We start from the raw sequence: 21,355 nt of genomic DNA, 5'->3' as shown, positions 1-21,355 counted from the left end.
GAAGAATATGGAAACCAACGCGATATTGGGGCCGGTCGCGACGCTCGCACTATGGTCGATGGTGATGTGGGTGTGGATGTACGCGACGCGCATCCCCGCGATGAGCCGCGCCAAGATCGACGCCGCGAAGCTGGTCGGCGGCACCGGTAAGAGCCTCGACGAGGTGTTGCCGCCCGAAGTCCAGTGGAAGGCGCACAACTATAACCATCTGATGGAACAGCCGACGGTGTTCTACGCGGTCGCGCTGGCGCTCGCGATCGGCGGTCTGGGCGGCGGCCTCAACACCCAGATCGCCTGGGCCTATGTCGGTCTGCGCATCCTGCACAGCATCATCCAGGCGACGGTCAACCGCGTGATGTGGCGCTTCGGCATCTTCGCGCTGGCGAGCCTCGCGCTGCTCGCGCTGTGCGTGCATGCGTTCATGGGCTTCGTGCTGCATTGATCTGGGACGTCGCCCTCGCGAAGGCGGGGGCGACGGCTATTTCGAAAACCGTCCCGCCAGTTCGACATGCGTCGACCAGCGGAACTGCCCGACCGGCTGTACCCAGTCGAGGCGATAGCCGCCCGCGACCAATATCTTCGCATCGCGCGCAAAGCTCGCAGGGTTGCAGCTGACATAGGCGATCGCCGGCACGTCCGATGCCGCCAGTTCCTTCGCCTGCTCCTCGGCGCCGGCGCGCGGCGGGTCGAGAATCACCGCGCCGAAACGGTTGAGTTCGGCCGGCACCAGTGGCCGCCGGAACAGATCGCGATGCTCGCTCGCGACCAGCGCCCGCGCCCGGTTCGCCGCCCCCGTCAGCGCCGCGACCGCATCGCGCGCGCCCTCGGCGGCATAGACTTTCCGCCCCGCCTGCACCGACAGCGCGAAGGTCCCGACCCCCGCAAACAGGTCGGCGACCGCCGGTGCATCGCCGATCGCCCTCGTCACGGCCTCGATCAGCGCCTCCTGCCCGACCGCCGTCGGCTGCAGAAACGCGAAGGGCGGAACCTCGACCGCGATGCCGCCGAAGCGCACGGTCGGCGGATCGGGCTGCCACAGCGTCTCATACCCGTCGCCCTGGTCGATGACGAAGCGCGCCAGCCTGTTCGCCCCTGCGAAATCCTGCAGCGCCATCGCCGCGTCGAGTCCTTCGGCCTTCACGCCTTCGAGCACCAGTTCGACGCCCTGGTCGAGCATCTGCATCTTGACCTTCACCGGCCGCCGCGACGGCGCGATCAGCGTCAGCAATTCGCGCACCGGCGCGACGAGCGCGAACAGTTCGGGCAGCAACAGCGGGCACATCCGCATGTCGACGATCTGGTTGCTCTGCGCCGCGTTGAAACCGATCGCGACCTGCTTACCGGTGCGCAGCGCGGTCAGCGCCGCGCGACGACGGCTGTGCGCGGGCGACAGCAGCGCGGGCAGCACTACGTCCGCCGACACCTCCTGCCCCGCAAGCCCGCCGATCACCCGGTCGCGCACATAGTCGGCGAGCGCGGGTTCGGCGACGTGCTGCATCTGGCACCCGCCGCATTTGCCGAAATGACGGCACGGCGGTTCGGCACGGTTGGGGCCGGGGACGATGATGCCGTCGTCGCGGACATGGTCGCCCGGCACCGCGCCCATCACATGGCGGCCATCGGCGGTCACGCCATCGCCGCGCGCGGCGATACGGGTAATCAGGGTGGTTTCGGTCACGTCAGTCTTTCGCCAGGTCGTCGGCCGCCAGATCGTCGGCGACGAGGCCGGGGCCGATAGCCTGCGCGCGCGCAATATGCCAGCCCACTGCGGAAACCGCCGCATCAAAAGCATCGCCGCCGCGCGCCAGCATCGCCCCGCATGCCCCCGCGAGGACGTCGCCCGTCCCCGCCGTGGCGAGCCAGGGGCTGCCCGGCCAGGCCGCGACGACGCGGCCATCGGGCGCCGCGATCACAGTGTCGGCGCCCTTGTAGATGAGCACCGCGCCCGCATCGGCAGCGGCGGCCCTGGCGCGATCGATCTTGCTGCCCGCCAGCCCCGGAAAAGCCCTGGCGAACTCGCCCTCATGCGGGGTCAGGATCGCGGGCACCGCGCCACGGGACGCGCGCAGGCGCGGCAGAGCGGCAGCGATGGCAGCGGCATCGAGCACAAGCGGCTTGCCCCCATCGAGCGCCGCCGCAACATCGCGGTCCAGTCCTTCGCCCGCCGGATAACCCGGCCCGACGATCACCGCGCCGACCCGCGCATCGCCCAGCCGCTCGCCATAGCGCGCCGCTTCTTCGGCAATGATCGCATCGAAAGGCGCATCGTCGGCGCCGCTCAACACGACATAACCCGCCCCGCTCCGCAGCGCCGCGGCGGCGGTCAGCCGGGCGGCACCGGGCATCGGCCCCGACCGGACCAACACCATCCCGCGGCTGAACTTGTGCGCAGTGGCACCGGGTGCGACGATCAAGGGCAGCGCCGCGCTCCGCATCGCTCGCTCGGCCGCGATCCCGATCGCCGCCAACAAAACCCGCCCGCAATGCGGCGCAGCCGGCAGCAGCATATGCGCGGGCTTGAGCGCCCCCAGGGCGAGCGTCACATCGGCGGACAGCGGCGGTGTCCAGTCGTGAACCCCATCGCCATCGACCCCGCTCGGCACATCGACCGCCAGCACGCGACGCCCGGCGAAGCTCCGCAAGATCGCCGCGAGGTCGCCGCCGATCGGCCGCGTCAATCCGACGCCGAACAGGGCATCGACGATCAGCGGCGCCGGGCCGGTATCGCCCGTCAGCGCCTCGACCGGCCCGCCCCACAGCGCCCGCGCCGCGCGCCCCAGATCGGTCGCCGGTTCGGCCAGCGCGGCAACCCGCACCGCCGCGCCACGCTCGGCAAGCAAACGCGCCGCCACATAGCCATCGCCGCCATTATTCCCCGGCCCGCACAGGATCAGCACCGGCCCGCCCGCCGCCATACGCCATGCCGTGTCGGCCACCGCCGCGCCCGCCCGGTCCATCAATTCGGACAGCGAGGTCCCGGCCTCCACGCACGCCGCCTCTGCCGCACGCATCGCGGCGGTGGTCAGGATCGGGGCGTCGCGGGGAATGACCATTTCCTTGTCGTAGCGCGTTTGCCGTCGATGCAGAACATTATACGCATCCTGGTCGCCGATGCCCCGAACCGGCACGCCCGGTTGTTGACCTCCCGCAAAGCCACGATAGGTTTGTATTCCAGGGTTTCGGGGACAGGGGAATATCGCCGCATGACGTCCGCCTTTTCGATCGAACCGGGTTCCGGCGGCCTTTGTGTGGGCGAAGCACGCTTCGCCCCCTATCAAACCCGCGCCGAGATCGAACCGCAGATCACCCATCTCGTCGAAAGGTCGCGAGACCATGGCAATGGATATGCATGGCTATACCTGCACGGCCTGAGTTTTAGCGGCCACCCGGCGATCGTCTCGCTATGTTTCCAGGACGACCGTCTGGAACAAGCCGGGTGGAGCGTGACCCTGCCGGATGCGGCAGAAGAGGACGGCTGGCCAACGCGCGGCGCCATCGATGCCGAGATCGCCTTTGTTCGCAAGGCGCTGGCCGAAAATCTCGGCCTCGGTCCGAACTGGAAATCCCCCATGACCTTCAAATGGGGGGAAATCTGGAGTTCGTTCGACGCAAAGGGAGGTTTCGCGAGCAACGGCCTCCGCTACCGGCCGGCCTGACGCCTCGCCCATATACCGACAAGCGCCGCCGCCGCGGTCAGCAACAGGGCCATCACGCCCGCCGCGAGCGGATAGAGGCCATCCATTTCGTCGAAAGCGCGGCGCCCGGCGGGCGTATATTGCCCCCACCAAGCAAAAATGCCGAGGGGGACGGCCGCGACGACGAAGAGCGGTACGAGCCATCGGATGACGCTCGCTTCAGGAAGTCCCCGCGTCCGACGCCAGGCCAGAGCGGCAAAAACCACGGAAAGAAACAAGCCGAGCAGCGACAGAATGTCCATGCCCCGCAAGGCTTAGTCGACCCCGCCCGTATCCGCCGGCAAACGATACTTGTCCGCCCCGATCGCGACTTCGATCATGCCTTCGCCGATGATCGTCACCGTCGCCTGTTCGGAGCCGTCGGCCGATACCACACCGCGACCGTCGGTGGTGATCTGCAAGCGCCGATAGCCGACATCGCCGCGCCCGACGACCAATATGGTGCCCGCTTCGCCGTTCATTTCCTGCACCGTACAGGTGCGGTCGAACAGCTTCGCGCCTTCGAGCGCACATTCGATGCGCCCGTCATTCGCCGCGTCACGCGATTGCTTCGCTTCGGTTTCGGCGAGCTTGGCATTGTCGGGGGCGCGGTCGCACGCCGCGAGCAACAACAGCGGCAGCGCCGCCAGTCCGATAGTCCTCAACCCTTGGCCCCCTTTAGCTGCGACAGATCGCGCACCGCGCCGCGTGCGGCGCTGGTCGTCATCGCGGCATAAGCCTGAAGTGCTACCGAAACCTTGCGCGGACGCGCTTTCTCGGGCTGCCAGGCAGCCTCCCCCTTCGCCTCCATCGCGGCGCGACGCTCGGCCAGCACGCTGTCGGCGACCGCAAGCGTGATCGTCCGCGACGGAATGTCGATGTTGATCAGATCGCCATTCTCGACCAGCCCGATCGTCCCGCCCTCGGCCGCTTCGGGCGAAACATGGCCGATCGACAGCCCCGAGGTGCCGCCGGAAAACCGCCCGTCGGTGATCAAAGCGCAGGCGGCGCCCAGCCCTTTCGATTTGAGATAGCTCGTCGGATAGAGCATTTCCTGCATCCCCGGCCCGCCCTTCGGCCCTTCGTAGCGGATGACGACCACGTCGCCCGCCTCGACCTGCCCGGTCAGGATTCCGGCGACCGCAGCATCCTGGCTTTCATAGACCTTCGCAGGACCCGAAAATTTCAGAATGCTCTCGTCGACCCCGGCGGTCTTCACGATGCAGCCGTCGAGCGCGACATTGCCCGACAATACCGCCAGCCCGCCATCCTGGCTGAACGCATGCTCGGCCGAGCGGATCACGCCGGCCTCGCGGTCGAGGTCGAGGTCGTCCCAGCGCCGGTCCTGGCTGAACGCGACCTGCGTCGGCACGCCCCCGGGCGCCGCCATGAAGAATTTCTGGACCTCGGGGTCGTTGGTCCGCGAAATATCCCATTTGTTGAGCGCATCGCCCAAGGTCGCGCTGTGCACCGTCGGCAGGTGCGCGTGAAGCAGCCCGGCGCGCTCAAGCTGGCCGAGGATCGCCATGATCCCGCCGGCGCGGTGGACATCCTCCATATGGACGTCGCTTTTCGCCGGCGCGACCTTCGACAGGCACGGCACGCGGCGCGACAGCCGGTCGATGTCGGCCATGGTGAAATCAACCCCGGCCTCGAACGCCGCGGCGAGCAGGTGCAGCACCGTGTTGGTCGACCCGCCCATCGCGATGTCGAGGCTCATCGCATTTTCGAACGCTTCGAAGGTCGCGATATTGCGCGGCAACACGCTGTCGTCGTCCTGCTCATAATGGCGGCGGCACATGTCGACGACGAGGCGACCGGCGTTCAAAAACAGCGCCTTGCGGTCGGCGTGCGTCGCCAGCGTCGAGCCATTGCCCGGCAGCGACAGTCCCAAAGCTTCGGTCAGGCAGTTCATCGAATTGGCGGTGAACATGCCCGAACAACTGCCGCAGGTCGGACACGCCGCCTGTTCGATCGCCAGCACTTCCTCATCGCTATATTTCTCATCCGCCGCGGCGACCATCGCGTCGACCAGATCGAGCGCGACGGCTTTGCCCTTGAGCACGACCTTGCCCGCTTCCATCGGGCCGCCCGACACGAAGACGACGGGGATATTGATGCGAAGCGCCGCCATCAGCATGCCCGGCGTGATCTTGTCGCAGTTGGAGATGCACACCATCGCGTCGGCGCAATGCGCGTTGACCATATATTCGACGCTGTCGGCGATCAGGTCGCGGCTCGGCAGGCTGTAGAGCATGCCGTCATGGCCCATCGCGATGCCGTCATCGACCGCGATCGTGTTGAATTCCTTGGCGACCCCGCCATGCGCCTCGATCTCGCGCGCGACCATCTGGCCGAGGTCCTTCAGATGGACATGGCCCGGCACGAACTGGGTGAAGCTGTTGACCACCGCGATGATCGGCTTGCCGAAATCGCTGTCCTTCATCCCGGTCGCGCGCCAGAGGCCGCGAGCACCCGCCATGTTGCGGCCATGGGTGGTGGTGCGCGAACGATATGAAGGCATTTTGAGCAGTCCTGATAATAATATTTCAAAATTCGGCGAAGAAAGGCGCCTCTACACACCTATTCTGCGATATTCAATGCCAGTTTGTTGCACATGCGAGCAAGCCGTTCGGCAAACAGCGCCTGCCCCGCCGCGTCGCGCACCAGATCCTGCCGCATCTCGATCCCGACATACGGAAGCCCGTTGGCCTCGGCATGCCGATTCATCGTCGCGTTCAGAAGCTTGCCCGAATAGGGAAGCTGGTCGCCGACGATCAGTCCCTCGTCCTCCAGCGCCGCGATCGCGGGCGCCGCCAGCCGGTCGTCCTCATTGTAGAGCACCCCAACCTGCCACGGTCGGACCTGATCCGGATCGCTCGCGAGCGATGGCGTAAAGCTGTGCAGCGACAGGATCATCGCCGGACGCTGCGCCGCGATCGTCGCGGCGATATGGTCGTGATAGGGCCGGAAGACGCGCGCGATCCGTGCCTCGCGCCCGTCATGATCCAGCGCATTGCCCGGGATCGCGTGGCCGTCGCTGGCGATCGGCACCGCGCCGGGCGCGTCCTCGTCTCGGTTGCAGTCGACCACCAGTCGCGACACCCCGCCGAGGATCGCGGCATCGACCGCCGCCGCCTCGACCAGCAGCGCCGCGACCTCGGCCACACCGAGATCGATGGCGATATGCTCGCTGAGCAATGCGGGGTCGATGCCAAGGTCGATGTCGGCGGGCACATGGTTCGACGCATGGTCCCCGATCAGCAGCACCCCGCCCGCGCGCGGATACCCGAGCGCGACCCACGCCTCGCTCATCGCAGCGTCCCCGCCATCTGCCACCAATGCGGATGGCTCTGCGCCAGCTTGACCGACGCCGCATCGCGTTCGGCAAGCGCATCGAACAGCGCGAAGCAGGTCGCCCCCGAGCCCGACATGCGCGCGAGCCAGGGGCTGAGCCCGCCGAGTTCGGTCAGGACGCTGACGATCGCGGGGCATTGCGCGATCGCCGCGCGTTGCAGGTCGTTGCGCGCCGCGAACAATTGCGCGCGCCCCGCTGGATCGCCGAACAGCGCGCCGCGATCGATCCCGTCCCACGCCGCGAACACCGGCCCGGTCGCCACCGCCTCGCGCGGATTGACCAGCAGCACCGGGGTATCGCCGAGGCGCAATTCGGGCACCGGCGAGAGTTGCTCGCCTACCCCCACGCCGAGGCAGGTCGCGCTCGCGACGCACGCCGCGACATCGGCGCCCAGCGGCGCGACGACCCGCGCCAGCGTCGCGTCGCCCAATTCGGGCAGGAAATGTGTTCGCACCAGCCGCGCCATCGCCGCGGCATCGGCCGATCCGCCGCCGATTCCCGCCGCGACGGGTAGCCGCTTGGTCAGTTCGATCGCGAGCGGCGGCACCCGGTCGGCGCCATAACGTTCGCGCAACAACGCCACCGCGCGCCGCACCAGATTGTCCGGACCGTTGCTCAACCCTTCGGCAAATTCGCCGTCAATCGCCAGCCTCTCGGTCTCGGCGACCCGCGCCGCGATCCCGTCGCCATGGTCGACGAAGGCGAACAGCGTCTCGATCTCGTGATAGCCGTCGGCCCGCCGCGCGCGGACATGCAGCGCGAGATTGATCTTCGCCCAGCCCGTCTCGGTAAAGACCGTCACGGTGCGGTCGTCGCGGCGGTCAGCCCGTCGCGCAGCTTCGCCGCGATCCGCGTCGCCATATCGGCTTCCGCCAGCAACGCTGCAGCACGCCAGGTGTAGCGCGCCTGGAACCGCCGCCCCGCCTGCCAATAGGCATCGCCCAGATGCTCGACGATCACCGCATTGCCCGGATCGCCGCCTTGCGCTTTTTCGAGCAGCGGCACCGCCTCGTCGACACGCCCGGTCAGGAAATAGGCCCAGCCGAGCGAGTCGGTGACCGCCGCGCTTTGCGGGTCCTGCGCCCACGCCGCCTCGATCTGCGCGAGCGACTTGTCGACATTCTTGCGCCGCTCGATCGACGAGTAGCCGACGAAATTGAGGATGTTCGGATCGTCCGGGCGCAGCGCGATCGCCTTGTCGAGCAACGGCTCGGCCGCGTCCCAGTCGTTCGCCTGCAACAGCAGTTCGGCGCGCGCGATCAAGATGCTGCCGTGCAGCGCCTTGTCGAAATCATCGTCGCCCAGATCGGCTTCGAGCCGCGCATAGGCGCGCTCGGCGGCGCGCGGATCGTTCGAGCGCCGCGCGACATCGGCGTAGCGCACCAACAAGGTGCGTGCCGGCTTGTCGGTTGCCACCGCCTGTTCGGCGAGCGCCACCGCCTCCGCCGTCTTGTCGTCATCGGCCAGCAGTTCGGCCCGCCGCATCACCAGCACCGGGGGCAGAGGCACCCGGCCGTCCTGCAGCACGCCGAGCGCATCATCCTGGCGCTCGTTGCGGTCGAGCGCCTCGACCAGCGCGGCGCGCGCCTGCCAGTCGCTGCCTTCAAGCCAGTAAGCGACGCGCGCGAAGAGCAACGGAATCTTCGGATTGCTGTTCGGGGTGCGCGCAAAGCCATCGGCGAGCAGGCCGAACCAGTGCGCCACCCCGCCGCGCGGGTTGATCACCGCCTGGTCGGGCAGCAACAGCACCGGATCTTCGCGCTCGCCGGCCGCGAGCGCGATCCGCCCGCGCAGCCGCTTCGCCGCATCACTCTCGCCCGCCTTGTCGAGCGTCGCGGCGAGGCGAACCGCGACCAACTGGCTGGTGCGATCGGTCAGCGTCACCTTGTCGGCGAGCGCCACCGCATCGGCCTTGCGTCCCGTCGCAAGCTGGACCAGCGCCGCTTCGAGTTGGAACGCCGGCTGCGGCAGTCCGCGCCCGCCAGCGTCGAGCAGATGCCGTTCGGGCGATTTTTCGCGCAGTCCCGCATCGATCCAGCTGTTCAGCGGCGGCGTCACCAGCCGCGCGACCGCGTCGCCGCCGGTCTTGTCGGCGCGACCCGCGACGTAGTCGCGCGCAGCTTTCCAGTCCGACCGGCGCAGGGCGTCGGTGACCAGCACCAGCTGCGCATCGAATCGCCGGTCGCCGCCGGCCCACAGCAGCGCTGCGGCGCTGCGCGCGGCCTCGAGATCGCCCGCGTCGATCGCCTGTTCGAGCATCCGCCCGCGCAGCCCGGGCAGATCGGGGATCAGGCTCGACGCCGCGGTCAGCGCGGCGAGCGCCTGCTGCGAATCGCCGGCATCCTCGGCCAACCGCGCGCGGGCCAGCGCGTTCAGCGCGGCATCGCCGCCGTCGGCCGCCTGCACGGCGAACGGCGCCAGCGCCGCGACCGCGATCAGGCCAAACTTACATATTCGGATAATTGGGGCCTCCGCCGCCTTCGGGGGTGACCCAGTTGATATTCTGGGTCGGGTCCTTGATGTCGCACGTCTTGCAATGGACGCAATTCTGCGCGTTGATTACGAACTTCGGGTCGCCTTCGGCTTCGCCGACGATCTCGTACACCCCCGCCGGGCAATAGCGCTGCGCGGGTTCGTCATAGAGCGGCAGGTTATACGCGACCGGGATCGACGGGTCCTTGAGCTGCAGGTGGACCGGCTGATCTTCCTCATGGTTGGTGTTCGACACGAACACCGACGACAGGCGGTCGAAAGTCAGCACGCCGTCGGGCTTGGGATAGTCGGGCTTCGGCATCATGTCGGCGCGATAGAGGCTCTCGTTATCCGGATGATGCTTCATCGTGAACGGAACCTTGATCTTCAGCGTTTCGAGCCACATCGTCATGCCCGACAGGATCGTGCCCGCCAGGTCGCCCCATTTCTCGACGAGCGGCAGCACGTTGCGCACGACGCTGAGTTCCTTCTTCACCCAGCTGTCGTCATAGGCGTCCTGATAGGCGGTCAGCATGTCGCTCGTCCGCCCGGCGGTCACCGCCGCGAACGCGGCTTCGGCCGCCATCATGCCCGACTTCATCGCGGTATGCGTGCCCTTGATACGCGGCACGTTCAGAAAACCGGCGCTGTCGCCGATCAAGGCGCCGCCCGGGAAGGCCAGCTTCGGCACCGACTGATAGCCGCCGTCGCTGATCGCGCGCGCGCCGTACGACACGCGTTTGCCACCCTTCAGGATTTTGGCGATCTCGGGGTGGGTCTTCCACTTCTGCATCTCCTGGAACGGGGAGATATGCGGATTGCGATAGTTGAGCCAGGTCACGAAACCCAGCGCGACCTGCCCGTTGGCCTGATGATAAAGGAACCCGCCGCCATTGGCATTGTTGTCGAGCGGCCAGCCCTGCGTGTGGATGACACGGCCCTCGGCGTGATTTTCGGGCTTGATGTCCCACAATTCCTTGACGCCGAGGCCATAGACCTGCGGCTCGCAATCGCTGTCGAGCGCGAACTGCGGCTTGAGCATCTTGGTCAGATGGCCGCGCACGCCTTCGCCGAAGAAGGTGTATTTCGCGTGGAGTTCGAGCCCGGGGGCGTAATCGCCCTTGTGGCTGCCGTCGCGCGCGACGCCCATGTCGCCGGTCGCGACGCCCTTGACCGAGCCATCGTCGTTATAAAGGATTTCGGCGGCGGGAAAGCCGGGGAAAATTTCGACCCCCAGCCCCTCGGCCTGTTCAGCGAGCCAGCGGCAGAGATTGCCGAGACTGCCGGTATAGGTCCCCTTGTTGTGCATGAAGCCGGGCGAGATGAATTCGGGAAGTCCGAACTTCTTGGTTTTGGTCAGCACCCAATGCTGGTTGTCGTTGACCGGCACCTCGGCAAGCGGGCAGCCCGAGGTCCGCCAGTCGGGCAGCAGTTCGTCGAGCGATTTGGGGTCGATGACCGCCCCCGACAGGATATGCGCGCCGACCTCGGACCCTTTTTCAAGGATACAGACCGACAATTCACTGCCCGCTTCGTTCGCCAGCTGCTTAAGCCGGATCGCCGCCGAAAGCCCCGCCGGACCCGCCCCGACGATAACCACGTCATAGGGCATCGATTCCCGTTCGCTCACCGCAATAACCTTTCTGCCGTCCCGGCGCCGGACATTCATCGTGCCCTGCGCTCATTCTGTCACGAATTGCGATGCCCGCCAATTGACGCGTCCGTCAACTGCCTGTTTGAACAAATCACATGGGTGGGCCGAATTCAGCTTTGTTGGCGGAGAGCTATAACGACTGGTGGTCGCTGGCGGGCGTCGACGCGCTTGTCGGCGAAACGCCGGCAGGCTGGCTCGCCGCGCCGCCCGCGAACGACCCGGCGCCCGCGCGTCCCAAAATGGCGCCCGCGATCGCAGCCGAACCCGAAGCCGCCCCTCTTCCCGCCGCGCTCCAGCGTCAGGAGGTCGTCGCAGCGCCCGTGGCCAAGGGTCCGGTCGAGTTGCCCGGGGATTGGGCGACGTTCCAAAGCTGGCTCGCCGACCATCCCGATGTGCCGGGCAGCCAGTGGGACGCGCGCCGCGTGCTGCCCGTCGGCGACGCCGGCGCGCCGCTGATGCTGCTCACCGCCTGGCCCGAAATCGACGACCAGCGCGACGGCGAGCTGTTCGCCGGTCCCGCCGGCAAGCTGCTCGACGCGATGCTGCGTGCGATCGGCACGACGCGCGACGCCTGCTATATGGCCAGCCTTGCGGTCACCCGTCCGCCCGGCGGTCGTTGCGACGAGCGCGATCTGGGCGAACTCGATCGGCTGCTCTGGCATCACCTCCGCCTCGCACGGCCTGACCGTTTGCTCCTGATCGGCAGCGACATCGTGCGGATGGCGGCAAAGATCGCGCTGCCCGACGCGCGCGGAAACTTACTCGATATTAACCAAGATGGCGGCAAGGTGGAGGCGGTGGCAATCGCGCATCCTGCAATGCTGCTGGCCCGGCCCGCCCAGAAAGCGGCGGCCTGGGATAGCCTCAAACTGTTCAACCGGGGACGTTGACAGATGATCAAATGGACCGCGGCTCTCGCCGCATCGCTTCTTGTTTCCGTTGCAACGCCCGCAATCGCGGCCGACGCCGGAGACCCACTCACCGCCGCGCCGCAGACGGTGCCGTCGGTCCTGTCGGGCAAGCAGAAACAGCTCTATTCGCAGGTTCTCGTCGCAATCCGCGCCCAGCGCTGGGCCGACGCAAAGGCGCTGCTCGACAGCACCGAAAACGGCCCGCTCACCGACTTCCTGCGCGCCGAACTGCTCATCGCGCCGAACAGCCCCAAGGCCGAAGTCGCCGACATCATGCCGATCCTGTCGCGCTCGCCGAACCTGCCGCAGGCCGAACAGCTCGGCCGCCTTGCCGCCAAGCGCGGCGCGACCGACCTGCCCAGCCTCCCTTATCAGACCCGCCTGTCCTGGTCGGGCAGCGCCCCGCGCCGCCTCGGCGCCGACAGCGTCAGCGATCCCTTCGCCAGCGGCCTCGCCAGCAGCATCCCCGACCGCATCAAGAACGACGATCCCGCCGGCGCCGAGGCGCTGCTCAACGCGGTCCTCGACAAGCTCAGCCCCGACTCGCGCGCCGAATGGCAGCAGAAAGTCGCCTGGTCCTACTATATCGAGAATGACGACCAGAACGCGCTGCGCCTGTCGCTCGCCTGCACCGCCAACGGCGGCGCCTGGGCCACGCAAGGCGCGTGGGTGCAGGGTCTCGCCGCCTGGCGGCTCCACGACTATCGCACCGCGCTGGCCGCTTTCGACCGCGTCGCCAGGGAAGCGCCCGACAGCGAACTCCGCGCCGCCGCTTATTATTGGGCCGCGCGCGCCGCAATGGCGGCCGGCGAACCCGCCGCGGTCCAGCCGCGCCTGCGCGCCGCCGCGACCAACGAGGAAACCTTCTACGGACTGCTCGCCGCCGAAACGCTCGGCCAGCCATCCAACAATCCGACCGTCCGCGCCGACCGCAGCGCGTGGCGCGCGCTCGAGGAACAATCCAATGTCCGCGCCGCGATCGCGTTCGCCGAGATCGGCGAGGACAAATATGCCGGCGACCTGATCCGGCATCAGGCGCGCATCGGCAACGCCGAACAGCATGAGCGGCTGATCGGCATCGCCGGCGCCCTGAGCCTGCCCGAGACCCAGCTCTATCTCGCGCACAACACCCCGCAGGGGCGCAAACTCGCCGCCGCGACGCGCTATCCGCAGCCGAAATGGGAACCCAATGGCGGCTGGCGGGTCGACCCCGCGCTCGTCTTTGCCCACACGCTGCAGGAATCGCGCTTCCAGCGTACCGCGGTCAGCGGCGCCGGCGCGATGGGGCTGATGCAGGTCCGCCCTGGCACCGCGCGCGACCTCGCGCGCTGGAACGGCGACGCATCGGGACCCGGCGACCTCAAGACCCCCGCGGTCAACATGGATTTCGGCCAGCGTTACCTCGAATATCTCAGCCGCGACGGCTCGACTGGGGGCCAGCTGCCGAAAGTGATTGCAGCCTATAATGCCGGCCCCGCGCCGATCGCGCGCTGGCAGACCGAGGTCCGCGACCAGGGCGATCCTTTGCTCTACATCGAATCGATCCCCTATTGGGAAACGCGCGGCTATGTCGGCATCGTGCTGCGCAACTACTGGATGTACGAAGCGCAGCAGGGCAAGCCCTCGGTCAGCCGCGCCGCGCTCGCGCAGGGTAAGTGGCCGCGCTTCCCCGATACCAAGGACCGGGTGCAGCTGACCTACGCCAGCGGCCTCACCAATGCCGATTGACGAAAGCCTGGCTTTCAAGCCGGTCCGCATCGCGGTCCTGACCATTTCCGACAGCCGCAGCGCCGCCGACGACCGGTCGGGCGACACGCTGGTCGTCCTGCTCGGCGGCGCGGGCCACATCCTCGCCGACCGCGCGATCATCAAGGACGAAAAGTCGCTGATCGTCTCGCGCCTCCACAACTGGATCGACGATCCGGCGGTCGACGTCGTGATCACCACCGGCGGCACCGGGGTCACCGGCCGCGACGTCACGCCCGAGGCGCTGCACATGCTCGACGGCAAGGACATTCCGGGGTTCGGCGAGTTGTTCCGCTGGCTCAGCTACCAGAGCATCGGCACCTCGACGATCCAGTCGCGCGCCTGCGCCGTGGTCGCGCGCGGCACCTATATCTTCGCACTCCCCGGCTCGACCGGCGCGGTGAAAGACGCGTGGGAGGGCATTTTGTCGACCCAGCTCGACAGCCGCCACAAGCCCTGCAATTTTGTGGATCTGATCCCGCGGTTGACGGAATAGGCGATCCTATAATCTGCGCAAACCGTCACCCCGGGCTTGACCCGGGGCCTGCCTGATCTTGGAGAAAAAGGCGGATCCCGGGTCAAGCCCGGGATGACGAAGAAGGAGCGATCAGCGTCTTCGGGGCCTTTTGTTCTTTCTTTGTTCTAGTTGGCGCGATATCCTCGCCCAGTGGAATCGCCCAAACCCCTCCCCCCGATCGCCGGCCGCGGCGCGCCGACCAACCTGCGTCCCACCCGCACCGGCTCTCTCGAACGCGCCGCCGACGGCGACTGGCTCGACGAGGCCGAGGCGATCGACGGCGACGCGCCGCGCCTGCGCACCACGGTCACCGTCGAGCACCCGAAAACCATCATCGCGCGCAACACATCGCCCGACATCGGTTTCGACCGTTCGATCAACCCTTATCGCGGCTGCGAACATGGCTGCATCTATTGCTTCGCGCGCCCGACCCACGCCTTCCACGACCTGTCGCCCGGGCTCGATTTCGAAAGCCGCCTCTTCGCCAAGCCCGACGCCGCGAAGCTGCTGCGTGCCGAGCTTGCCAAGCGCAATTACCGGGTCGCGCCCATGGCGATCGGCACCAACACCGATGGGTACCAGCCGATCGAGCGCGAATGGGGCATCACCCGCGCGGTGGTCGAGGTGCTCGCCGAGACCAGGCATCCGCTGATCATCACCACCAAGTCCGACCGCCTGCTCCGCGACCTCGACCTGCTCGCGGGCATGGCGAAGGACGGGCTGGTCGGCGTCGCGGTGTCGGTGACCAGCCTCGACCCCGCGCTCGCCCGCACCCTCGAACCCCGCGCGCCGCACCCGCGCCGCCGCCTCGCCGCGATCCGCAGGCTGATCGACGCGGGCGTGCCGACACAGGTCAATATCTCGCCGATCATCCCCGCGATCACCGATCACGAGATCGAGGCGATCATGGCAGCGGCGGCGGAGGCCGGCGCGATCCGCGCCTCCTATATCCTCGTCCGCCTGCCGCACGAGGTCGCGCCGCTGTTCCGCGCCTGGCTCGCGGCGCACTACCCCGACCGCGCCGAAAAGGTGATGCACATGATCCGCGACATTCGCGGCGGCCGCGACAACGACCCGAATTTCGGTACGCGCATGAAGGGTCAGGGCGTGTGGGCCGACCTGATCCGCACCCGAGTCAAACGCGCCGCGCGCGAACATGGCATGGACCGGAAATTCCCGCCGCTCCGCTGCGACCTGTTCCGCCCGCCCGAACGCGACGGGCAGATGGAGCTATTTTGACAAACCGTCGCCCCCGCGAAGGCGGGGGCCGTTGGCATCATGGAGAAAGGGCCGATGAGAAACGCCTATGTCTACATCATGACCAACAAGCCAATGGGCATCCTGTACATCGGCGTGACGGACAATTTGCCGGCTCGAATTTTCGCGCACCGCTCTGGCACGGGGTCTAAATTTTGCAAGAAATGGGGACTGGACCGCTTGGTCCATGCTGAACCGTTCGACCGGATCGACGAAGCCATCGTTCGCGAAAAGGCCTTGAAGAAATGGAACCGCGTCTGGAAACTACGCCTTATTTCCGAAGCGAATCCTGAATGGGCCGACCTGTTCGAGACCATCAACGGTTGATTCGTGCCGCCAGCGGCCCCCGCCTTCGCGGGGGCGACGGGGTCTCACGCCGCAGCCAGCGACTTCAGCCGATAGTCCTTATAATCCTCGCGCAGCTGGCGCTTGAGCAGCTTGCCGGTCGCGGTGTGCGGCAGGGCGTCGACGAAGATCACCTCGTCGGGCAGCCACCATTTGGCGATCTTGTCGCCCAGATAGGCGGTAATGCTCGCCTCGCTGACATCCGCCCCCGGTTTCTTCACAACCAGCAGCACCGGCCGTTCGTCCCATTTGGGGTGATAGACGCCGACCGCCGCCGCCTCCTGCACCCCCGGTGCACCGAGCGCGGCATTTTCCAATTCGATCGAGCTGATCCATTCGCCGCCCGACTTGATGACGTCCTTGGCGCGGTCGGTGATCTGCATGACGCCATCGGGGTGGATCAGCGCGACATCGCCGGTGTCGAACCAGCCGTCTTCGTCGGCCGCATCCTCATCGGCGCGGTAATAGCGTTGGATGATCCACGGCCCGCGGATCTGCAGCCTCCCGCTCGTCTCGCCGTCGCGCGGCAGGATCTGATCCTCGTCATCAACGATCCGCAGCTCGACACCAAAAGGCGGGCAACCCTGCTTGGCGACATTGTCGACCTTTTCGTCGAAGCTCATCGCGTCCCAGTTCCACGGGCGCTTGCCCATGGTGCCGATCGGCGACGTTTCGGTCATGCCCCACGCGTGGGCGACCTCGATATCGTCCTTCATGAAGCGTTCGATCATGGCGCGCGGGCACGCCGAACCGCCGATGATCACCCGCGCGAGCTTGCCATAGCCGATGCCGGTCTTGTCCATATGCGCGAACATCGCGATCCACACCGTCGGCACGCCCGCGCTGTGCGTCACGCCTTCATTATGGATCAGGTCGCAAAGGACCTGCGCATCGTTGCTCGCCGAAAACACCAGCTTCGCGCCGACAGTGGCGGCGGCGAAGGGGATTCCCCAGCTGTTGGCATGGAACATCGGCACGATCGGCAGCACCACGCTGCGGTTCGACATGTCGAACACATCGGGCTGGATCTCGGTGATCGCGTGGATGACGTTCGAGCGATGCTCATAGAGCACACCCTTCGGATTGCCCGTCGTGCCGCTGGTGTAACAGAGTCCGACCGGATCGCGTTCGTCGAGGTCGACCCACTGGAAACTGCTGTCCTCGGCGCCGATCAAGTCGCGGTAGGATTTATAATCGCCCTGCGCGGGCGCATCGAACAGGATGAAATGCTCGACCGTCGGCAACTGGTCGCGCAGCCGCTCGACGATCGGCAGGAACATCGCGTCGAACAACAGCACGCGATCCGCGGCGTGGTTGATGATGTAAACGAGTTGCTCGTCGAACAGCCGCGGGTTCACGGTGTGCAACACCCCGCCCAACCCCGCGCTGCCGTACCAGCTGACCAGATGATGGCCGTGGTTCATCGCCAGCGTCGCGATGCGGTCGCCCTTGGCGATGCCCAGCTTCGTCATCGCTGCGGCGAAGCGGCGCGCATCCTTGCCGACCTCGCCCCAGGTCGAGCGCGTCACACTGCCGTCGGCCCAGCGCGACACGATTTCGCGCGACGCATGCTCGCGCGCGGCGTGATCGATCAGGCTGGTGACGAGTAACGGCTGGCCTTGCATGGACATAGGGGCATCCTCTTTATGATTTTGCCTTGGAATAGAGGCGGCAGGGCGCGCCGCGCAAGGCCAAAGGCGCATTTTCCTGCCGTCACCGGCGCGCCTCAGCCGGGCAGCCCGTCCAGTTTCGCGACATGCTCCAGTTCGACATCCCAGTCCGCGCGGCTCGCACAGCTGATATGCGCGGTCGGCCGGATGGCGACCGGATCGTCGAGGCTCCCCGCCGGCACGACAAGCATGGCGCCGTCCATCTGCACGCTCGGCAGCGCGCTGCCGCACGCGCTGCAAAAGCTCCGCTCGTGGCGGCTGCCGGGAAGGCGCCAGGATTTGGCGGTCTCTTTCCCCGCCAGCCAGGCGATCGTCGCGCTCGACGAGAACAGGTTCGCTGCGTGCGCCGAGCCGCTATCCTTCCGGCACCGTGAGCAGTGACAGAGGAAAAAGGCGTCAAACTCGCCCGAAATCTCGAAGCGGACGGCGCCGCAGAGGCAGGAGCCACAGGTCGTTCGCGTCATCGGGCTAGCGCACCCGAAAATCGCGCGGTGCGACGAGCGACAGCTTCGGATCGGTCACCCCGGCGACCGTTTCGAGCCGCGCGACGAGATCGGGGTCGAGCGCGAAGCGGCGCCCGAGGTTGATCCGGATATCCAGATCGGTATCGGGATCGAGCGTCGTGATGACGATTGTCCCGCGCGCATCCTCGCGCTGCTCGGCAAAGCGCGCGAGGTCTGCGATCGCGCTCGCCGTCTCGATCCGGCATTCGAGTTGCAGCGCGGCGGTCGCGGCGATATCGGCGAGCGGCTGCGCCCCCCGCACCGTCACGCGCGGCGTCTCTTCACCCTCGAGCAGGTCGAGTTCGACGCTCAGCATCGCGCAGCCGCCGTCGACCGCGAGCGCTTCCAATATCTTGCCCGCCTGCTCGTCGAAGCAGCTCGACTGGAACTGACCGCTACGGTCGGACAGCGTCAGGTTGAGGAAGCGGTTGCCGCGCTGCGACATGCGCGGGCGCGCGCTTTCGACCATCGCCGCCATCATCATCGGGATGCGTGTTCCCGGGGTCATCGCGACATTGGTGCAGATGTCACCGTAACTCCGCGCCCCGCGGGCGGCGATGATCGCCTCATAATTCTCGACCGGATGCGCCGAGAAATAAAAGCCGAACGCCTCCTTCTCGCGCGTCATCCGCTCGCCGAGCGTCCAGGGTTCGGCGGTCGGCAGTTGCAGCGCCGGGGCGATCGCGATGTCGCCGCCGAACAACCCGCCCTGCCCGGTCGATCGCTCGTGCGCCGAACTGTTGGCGCAGGCGAGCAACGCCTCGGCGCCGGCAAAAGCGCGCGGCCGTTCGGGCTCGACCGGGTCGAACGCCCCGCCGCCCGCGAGCGCCTCGATCTGGCGCCGGTTGAGCTGTTTGGGGTCGATCCGTCCGGCAAAATCGTCGAGGCTCGCGAAGTCGCCATGCGCGCGGCGCTCGGCGACCAGCGCTTCCATCGCCTTCTCGCCGACCCCCTTCAACGCGCCGAGCGCGTAACGCACCGCCAATCCCTCGTCGGTTTCGCCGACCGAAAAATCGGCCTCGCTGTCGTTGATCGACGGCGGCGCGATGCCGACGCCCAGCCGCCGCATGTCGTCGATGAAGATCGAAAGCTTGTCGGTCTGGTGGCTGTCGAACGACATCGACGCCGCGAAAAATTCGTGCGGATAATGCGCTTTTAACCAAGCCGTCTGGTACGACAGCAGCGCATAAGCGGCCGCATGGCTCTTGTTGAAGCCGTACCCCGCGAATTTGTCGATCAAGTCGAACAGCTCGTTCGCCGCCTTGGGCGCGATCTGGTTATGCTCGCCGCAGCCGGTGACGAAGGTCTCGCGCTGCGCGTCCATTTCGGCCTGGACCTTCTTGCCCATCGCGCGGCGCAACAGGTCGGCGCCGCCGAGGCTGTAGCCGGCGAGGATCTGCGCCGCCTGCATCACCTGTTCCTGATAGACGAAGATGCCATAGGTTTCGGCGAGGATGCCTTCGAGCAAGGGGTGCGGATAAGCGATCGCCTCGCGCCCGTTCTTGCGCGCGCCGAACAGCGGGATATTGTCCATCGGCCCCGGGCGATACAGCGCGACGAGCGCGATGATGTCGCCGAAATTGGTCGGCTTCACCGCCGCCAGCGTGCGCCGCATGCCTTCGGATTCCAGCTGGAACACCCCGACCGTCTCGCCGCGCTGGAGCAGCTCGTACACGGCCACATCGTCCCATTCGAGCGTATCGAGATCGACGTCGATCCCGCGCAGCGCGAGCAGGCGCTTCGCTTCCTTGAGCACCGACAACGTCTTGAGACCGAGAAAGTCGAACTTCACCAGCCCCGCGCTCTCGACATATTTCATGTCGAACTGCGTCACCGGCATGTCCGAGCGCGGATCGCGGTAGAGCGGGACGAGTTGGTCGAGCGGCCGGTCGCCGATCACCACGCCCGCGGCGTGGGTCGAGCTGTGGCGCGGCAGGCCCTCCAGCTGGCGCGCCATGTCGAACAGCCGGCGCACCCCGTCGTCCTGCTTATATTCGGTCATCAGCTCGGCGACGCCGTTCAGCGCGCGTTCGAGCGTCCACGGATCGGTCGGATGGTTCGGCACCAGCTTCGCCAGCCGGTCGACCTGGCCATAGCTCATCTGCAGCACGCGCCCGGTATCCTTGAGCACCGCACGCGCCTTCAGTTTACCAAAGGTGATGATCTGCGCGACGGTGTCGCGGCCATATTTCTCCTGGACGTAGCGGATCACCTCGCCGCGCCGCGTTTCGCAGAAGTCGATGTCGAAGTCGGGCATCGACACACGCTCGGGATTGAGGAAGCGTTCGAACAGCAACCCCAGCTTGAGCGGGTCGAGGTCGGTGATCGTCAGCGCCCAGGCGACGACGCTGCCCGCGCCCGAGCCGCGCCCCGGCCCGACCGGGATATCATGCGCCTTGGCCCATTTGATGAAGTCGGCAACGATCAGGAAGTAACCGGGAAAACCCATCTGGACGATGACCCCGACCTCAAAGTCGAGGCGTTCGACATAGGCCTGCCGCTCTTCGGCGCCGAGCTCGGGATAGAGCGCCAGCCGCGCCTCCAGCCCAGCGCGCGCATCGACAGCAAGCTGCGCCGCCTCGCCCTCGCGGTCGCCGGCGAGGCTGGGCAGGATCGGCGCGCGTTTGGGTGCCATGAAGGCGCAGCGCTGTGCAATGACAAGGCTGTTGCGCATCGCCTCGGGCAAATCCGAGAACGCGTCTTCCATCGCCTCTGCGGGCTTCAGCCAGGCTTCGGGGCTCGACACGCGCCGGTCCTCGCTCTCGACATAGGCCGATTGCGCGATGCACAGCATCGCGTCATGCGCGGCGTGGAATTGCGGCTCGACGAACGACGCCGGGTTGGTCGCGACGATCGGCAGCGCGCGCGCATAGGCCATGTCGATCAGCGCCTTTTCGGCCGCCTTCTCGGCCGCATCGCCGCGCCGCGACAGCTCGATATAGAGCCGCCCGCCGAACAGCGCTTCGAGCTGTTCAATATAATCGTCCGCCGCCGTCTTCTGTTCGCCCGCGAGCAATTTCACGAGCGCGCCCTCCCCGCCGCCAGTCAGGCAGATCAACCCATCGGTGCGTCCCGCGAGCTTGGCGAAGGTGACATGCGGATCCTGGTCGACCGGGCGGCCGAGATGCGCATCGGACACCAGCGCGCAAAGATTGTTATAGCCCGCCTCGTCCTGCGCATAGAGCGCGATCCAGTCGATCTGCGGTGCGCCATTGGCGAGTCGGGGGGCGGGGGGGGGGGGGGGGGGG

Annotated in this window: 19 protein-coding genes; 7 read left to right on the top strand and 12 right to left on the bottom strand. The window is 67.0% G+C overall.

Annotated elements, in window-relative coordinates:
* Positions 1-7 precede the first annotated feature (7 nt).
* Positions 8-442 carry an MAPEG family protein gene (locus AC07U1_RS14035; protein ID WP_056347802.1) on the top strand — a complete coding sequence of 145 codons (435 nt, stop codon included), beginning with the start codon at positions 8-10 and terminating at the stop codon, positions 440-442.
* A 36-nt stretch (positions 443-478) separates the two neighbouring features.
* On the opposite strand, the gene AC07U1_RS14030 is transcribed toward AC07U1_RS14035, so the two are convergent.
* Positions 479-1,678 (bottom strand): class I SAM-dependent RNA methyltransferase, encoded by a 1,200-nt coding sequence (locus AC07U1_RS14030; RefSeq protein ID WP_495176081.1) that lies wholly within the window; start codon positions 1,676-1,678, stop codon positions 479-481.
* 1 nt (position 1,679) lies between these two features.
* The gene (locus tag AC07U1_RS14025) at positions 1,680-3,053 is read right to left on the bottom strand and encodes an NAD(P)H-hydrate epimerase (RefSeq protein WP_495176082.1); all 1,374 of its coding nucleotides are present in this window, start codon (positions 3,051-3,053) and stop codon (positions 1,680-1,682) included.
* Between the two features lie 27 nt (positions 3,054-3,080).
* On the opposite strand from AC07U1_RS14025, the gene AC07U1_RS14020 reads away from it, so the two are divergent.
* Complete coding sequence (locus AC07U1_RS14020; protein WP_495176083.1) at positions 3,081-3,656, top strand: hypothetical protein; 576 nt, start codon at positions 3,081-3,083, stop codon at positions 3,654-3,656.
* Here the strand turns inward: AC07U1_RS14020 and AC07U1_RS14015 are convergent.
* The 7 genes from AC07U1_RS14015 to AC07U1_RS13985 are packed head-to-tail and all read right to left on the bottom strand — an operon-like array spanning position 3,641 to position 11,134.
* Complete coding sequence (locus tag AC07U1_RS14015; protein WP_495176084.1) at positions 3,641-3,937, bottom strand: hypothetical protein; 297 nt, start codon at positions 3,935-3,937, stop codon at positions 3,641-3,643. The genes AC07U1_RS14020 and AC07U1_RS14015 overlap by 16 nt on opposite strands.
* A 12-nt stretch (positions 3,938-3,949) precedes the next feature.
* Positions 3,950-4,339, bottom strand: coding sequence for a hypothetical protein (locus AC07U1_RS14010; RefSeq protein WP_495176085.1), 390 nt, complete (start codon positions 4,337-4,339; stop codon positions 3,950-3,952).
* Positions 4,336-6,198 carry a dihydroxy-acid dehydratase gene (gene ilvD, locus AC07U1_RS14005; protein WP_495176086.1) on the bottom strand — a complete coding sequence of 621 codons (1,863 nt, stop codon included), beginning with the start codon at positions 6,196-6,198 and terminating at the stop codon, positions 4,336-4,338. Before ilvD ends, AC07U1_RS14010 begins: the two co-directional genes overlap by 4 nt.
* A 59-nt stretch (positions 6,199-6,257) precedes the next feature.
* Positions 6,258-6,989, bottom strand: a complete 732-nt coding sequence (locus AC07U1_RS14000) for an N-formylglutamate amidohydrolase (protein ID WP_495176087.1) — start codon at positions 6,987-6,989, stop codon at positions 6,258-6,260.
* Positions 6,986-7,834: a 4-(cytidine 5'-diphospho)-2-C-methyl-D-erythritol kinase gene (locus tag AC07U1_RS13995; protein ID WP_495176088.1), complete on the bottom strand. Its 849-nt coding sequence runs from the start codon at positions 7,832-7,834 to the stop codon at positions 6,986-6,988. Before AC07U1_RS13995 ends, AC07U1_RS14000 begins: the two co-directional genes overlap by 4 nt.
* Positions 7,831-9,438, bottom strand: coding sequence for a tetratricopeptide repeat protein (locus tag AC07U1_RS13990; protein WP_495176089.1), 1,608 nt, complete (start codon positions 9,436-9,438; stop codon positions 7,831-7,833). The genes AC07U1_RS13995 and AC07U1_RS13990 overlap by 4 nt, the downstream gene beginning before the upstream one ends.
* A gap of 40 nt (positions 9,439-9,478) precedes the next feature.
* Complete coding sequence (locus AC07U1_RS13985; protein ID WP_492738564.1) at positions 9,479-11,134, bottom strand: electron transfer flavoprotein-ubiquinone oxidoreductase; 1,656 nt, start codon at positions 11,132-11,134, stop codon at positions 9,479-9,481.
* 143 nt (positions 11,135-11,277) lie between these two features.
* Here AC07U1_RS13985 and AC07U1_RS13980 point away from each other — a divergent pair, with 143 nt between their 5' ends.
* The 5 genes from AC07U1_RS13980 (at position 11,278) to AC07U1_RS13960 (ending at position 15,916) form a co-directional block, all read left to right on the top strand.
* Positions 11,278-12,048 carry a uracil-DNA glycosylase family protein gene (locus AC07U1_RS13980; RefSeq protein WP_495176090.1) on the top strand — a complete coding sequence of 257 codons (771 nt, stop codon included), beginning with the start codon at positions 11,278-11,280 and terminating at the stop codon, positions 12,046-12,048.
* A 3-nt stretch (positions 12,049-12,051) separates the two neighbouring features.
* The gene (locus tag AC07U1_RS13975; RefSeq protein WP_495176091.1) at positions 12,052-13,797 is read left to right on the top strand and encodes a lytic transglycosylase domain-containing protein; all 1,746 of its coding nucleotides are present in this window, start codon (positions 12,052-12,054) and stop codon (positions 13,795-13,797) included.
* Positions 13,787-14,311 carry a molybdenum cofactor biosynthesis protein B gene (gene moaB / locus AC07U1_RS13970; RefSeq protein WP_495176092.1) on the top strand — a complete coding sequence of 175 codons (525 nt, stop codon included), beginning with the start codon at positions 13,787-13,789 and terminating at the stop codon, positions 14,309-14,311. The genes AC07U1_RS13975 and moaB overlap by 11 nt, the downstream gene beginning before the upstream one ends.
* A gap of 171 nt (positions 14,312-14,482) precedes the next feature.
* Entirely contained in the window at positions 14,483-15,571 is a 1,089-nt protein-coding gene (locus AC07U1_RS13965) for a PA0069 family radical SAM protein (protein WP_495176093.1), read from the top strand.
* 54 nt (positions 15,572-15,625) lie between these two features.
* Entirely contained in the window at positions 15,626-15,916 is a 291-nt protein-coding gene (locus AC07U1_RS13960; protein ID WP_495176094.1) for a GIY-YIG nuclease family protein, read from the top strand.
* 44 nt (positions 15,917-15,960) lie between these two features.
* Here the strand turns inward: AC07U1_RS13960 and AC07U1_RS13955 are convergent, their stop codons facing one another.
* The 3 genes from AC07U1_RS13955 to dnaE all read right to left on the bottom strand — a co-directional run.
* Positions 15,961-17,565 carry a long-chain fatty acid--CoA ligase gene (locus AC07U1_RS13955; protein ID WP_495176095.1) on the bottom strand — a complete coding sequence of 535 codons (1,605 nt, stop codon included), beginning with the start codon at positions 17,563-17,565 and terminating at the stop codon, positions 15,961-15,963.
* A gap of 95 nt (positions 17,566-17,660) precedes the next feature.
* Positions 17,661-18,068: a GFA family protein gene (locus AC07U1_RS13950; RefSeq protein ID WP_187141535.1), complete on the bottom strand. Its 408-nt coding sequence runs from the start codon at positions 18,066-18,068 to the stop codon at positions 17,661-17,663.
* 4 nt (positions 18,069-18,072) lie between these two features.
* Positions 18,073-21,355: DNA polymerase III subunit alpha (gene dnaE, locus AC07U1_RS13945; protein WP_495197717.1), on the bottom strand; the 3,283-nt coding region annotated here is incomplete at its 5' end.

The sequence above is a fragment of the Sphingopyxis sp. GW821-FHT02C12 genome (genome assembly GCF_059421785.1).
This window is presented reverse-complemented; position numbering and strand designations above follow the sequence as displayed.

Bases quoted from the DNA above. Each gene is read 5' to 3' on its own strand.
- AC07U1_RS14035 (WP_056347802.1), top strand. From the start codon at position 8: ATGGAAACCAACGCGATATTGGGGCCGGTCGCGACGCTCGCACTATGG.
- AC07U1_RS14025 (WP_495176082.1), bottom strand. From the start codon at position 3,053: ATGGTCATTCCCCGCGACGCCCCGATCCTGACCACCGCCGCGATGCGT.
- AC07U1_RS14020 (WP_495176083.1), top strand. From the start codon at position 3,081: ATGCAGAACATTATACGCATCCTGGTCGCCGATGCCCCGAACCGGCAC.
- AC07U1_RS14015 (WP_495176084.1), bottom strand. From the start codon at position 3,937: ATGGACATTCTGTCGCTGCTCGGCTTGTTTCTTTCCGTGGTTTTTGCC.
- ilvD (WP_495176086.1), bottom strand. From the start codon at position 6,198: ATGCCTTCATATCGTTCGCGCACCACCACCCATGGCCGCAACATGGCG.
- AC07U1_RS14000 (WP_495176087.1), bottom strand. From the start codon at position 6,989: ATGAGCGAGGCGTGGGTCGCGCTCGGGTATCCGCGCGCGGGCGGGGTG.
- AC07U1_RS13975 (WP_495176091.1), top strand. From the start codon at position 12,052: ATGATCAAATGGACCGCGGCTCTCGCCGCATCGCTTCTTGTTTCCGTT.
- moaB (WP_495176092.1), top strand. From the start codon at position 13,787: ATGCCGATTGACGAAAGCCTGGCTTTCAAGCCGGTCCGCATCGCGGTC.
- AC07U1_RS13960 (WP_495176094.1), top strand. From the start codon at position 15,626: ATGAGAAACGCCTATGTCTACATCATGACCAACAAGCCAATGGGCATC.
- AC07U1_RS13955 (WP_495176095.1), bottom strand. From the start codon at position 17,565: ATGTCCATGCAAGGCCAGCCGTTACTCGTCACCAGCCTGATCGATCAC.
- AC07U1_RS13950 (WP_187141535.1), bottom strand. From the start codon at position 18,068: ATGACGCGAACGACCTGTGGCTCCTGCCTCTGCGGCGCCGTCCGCTTC.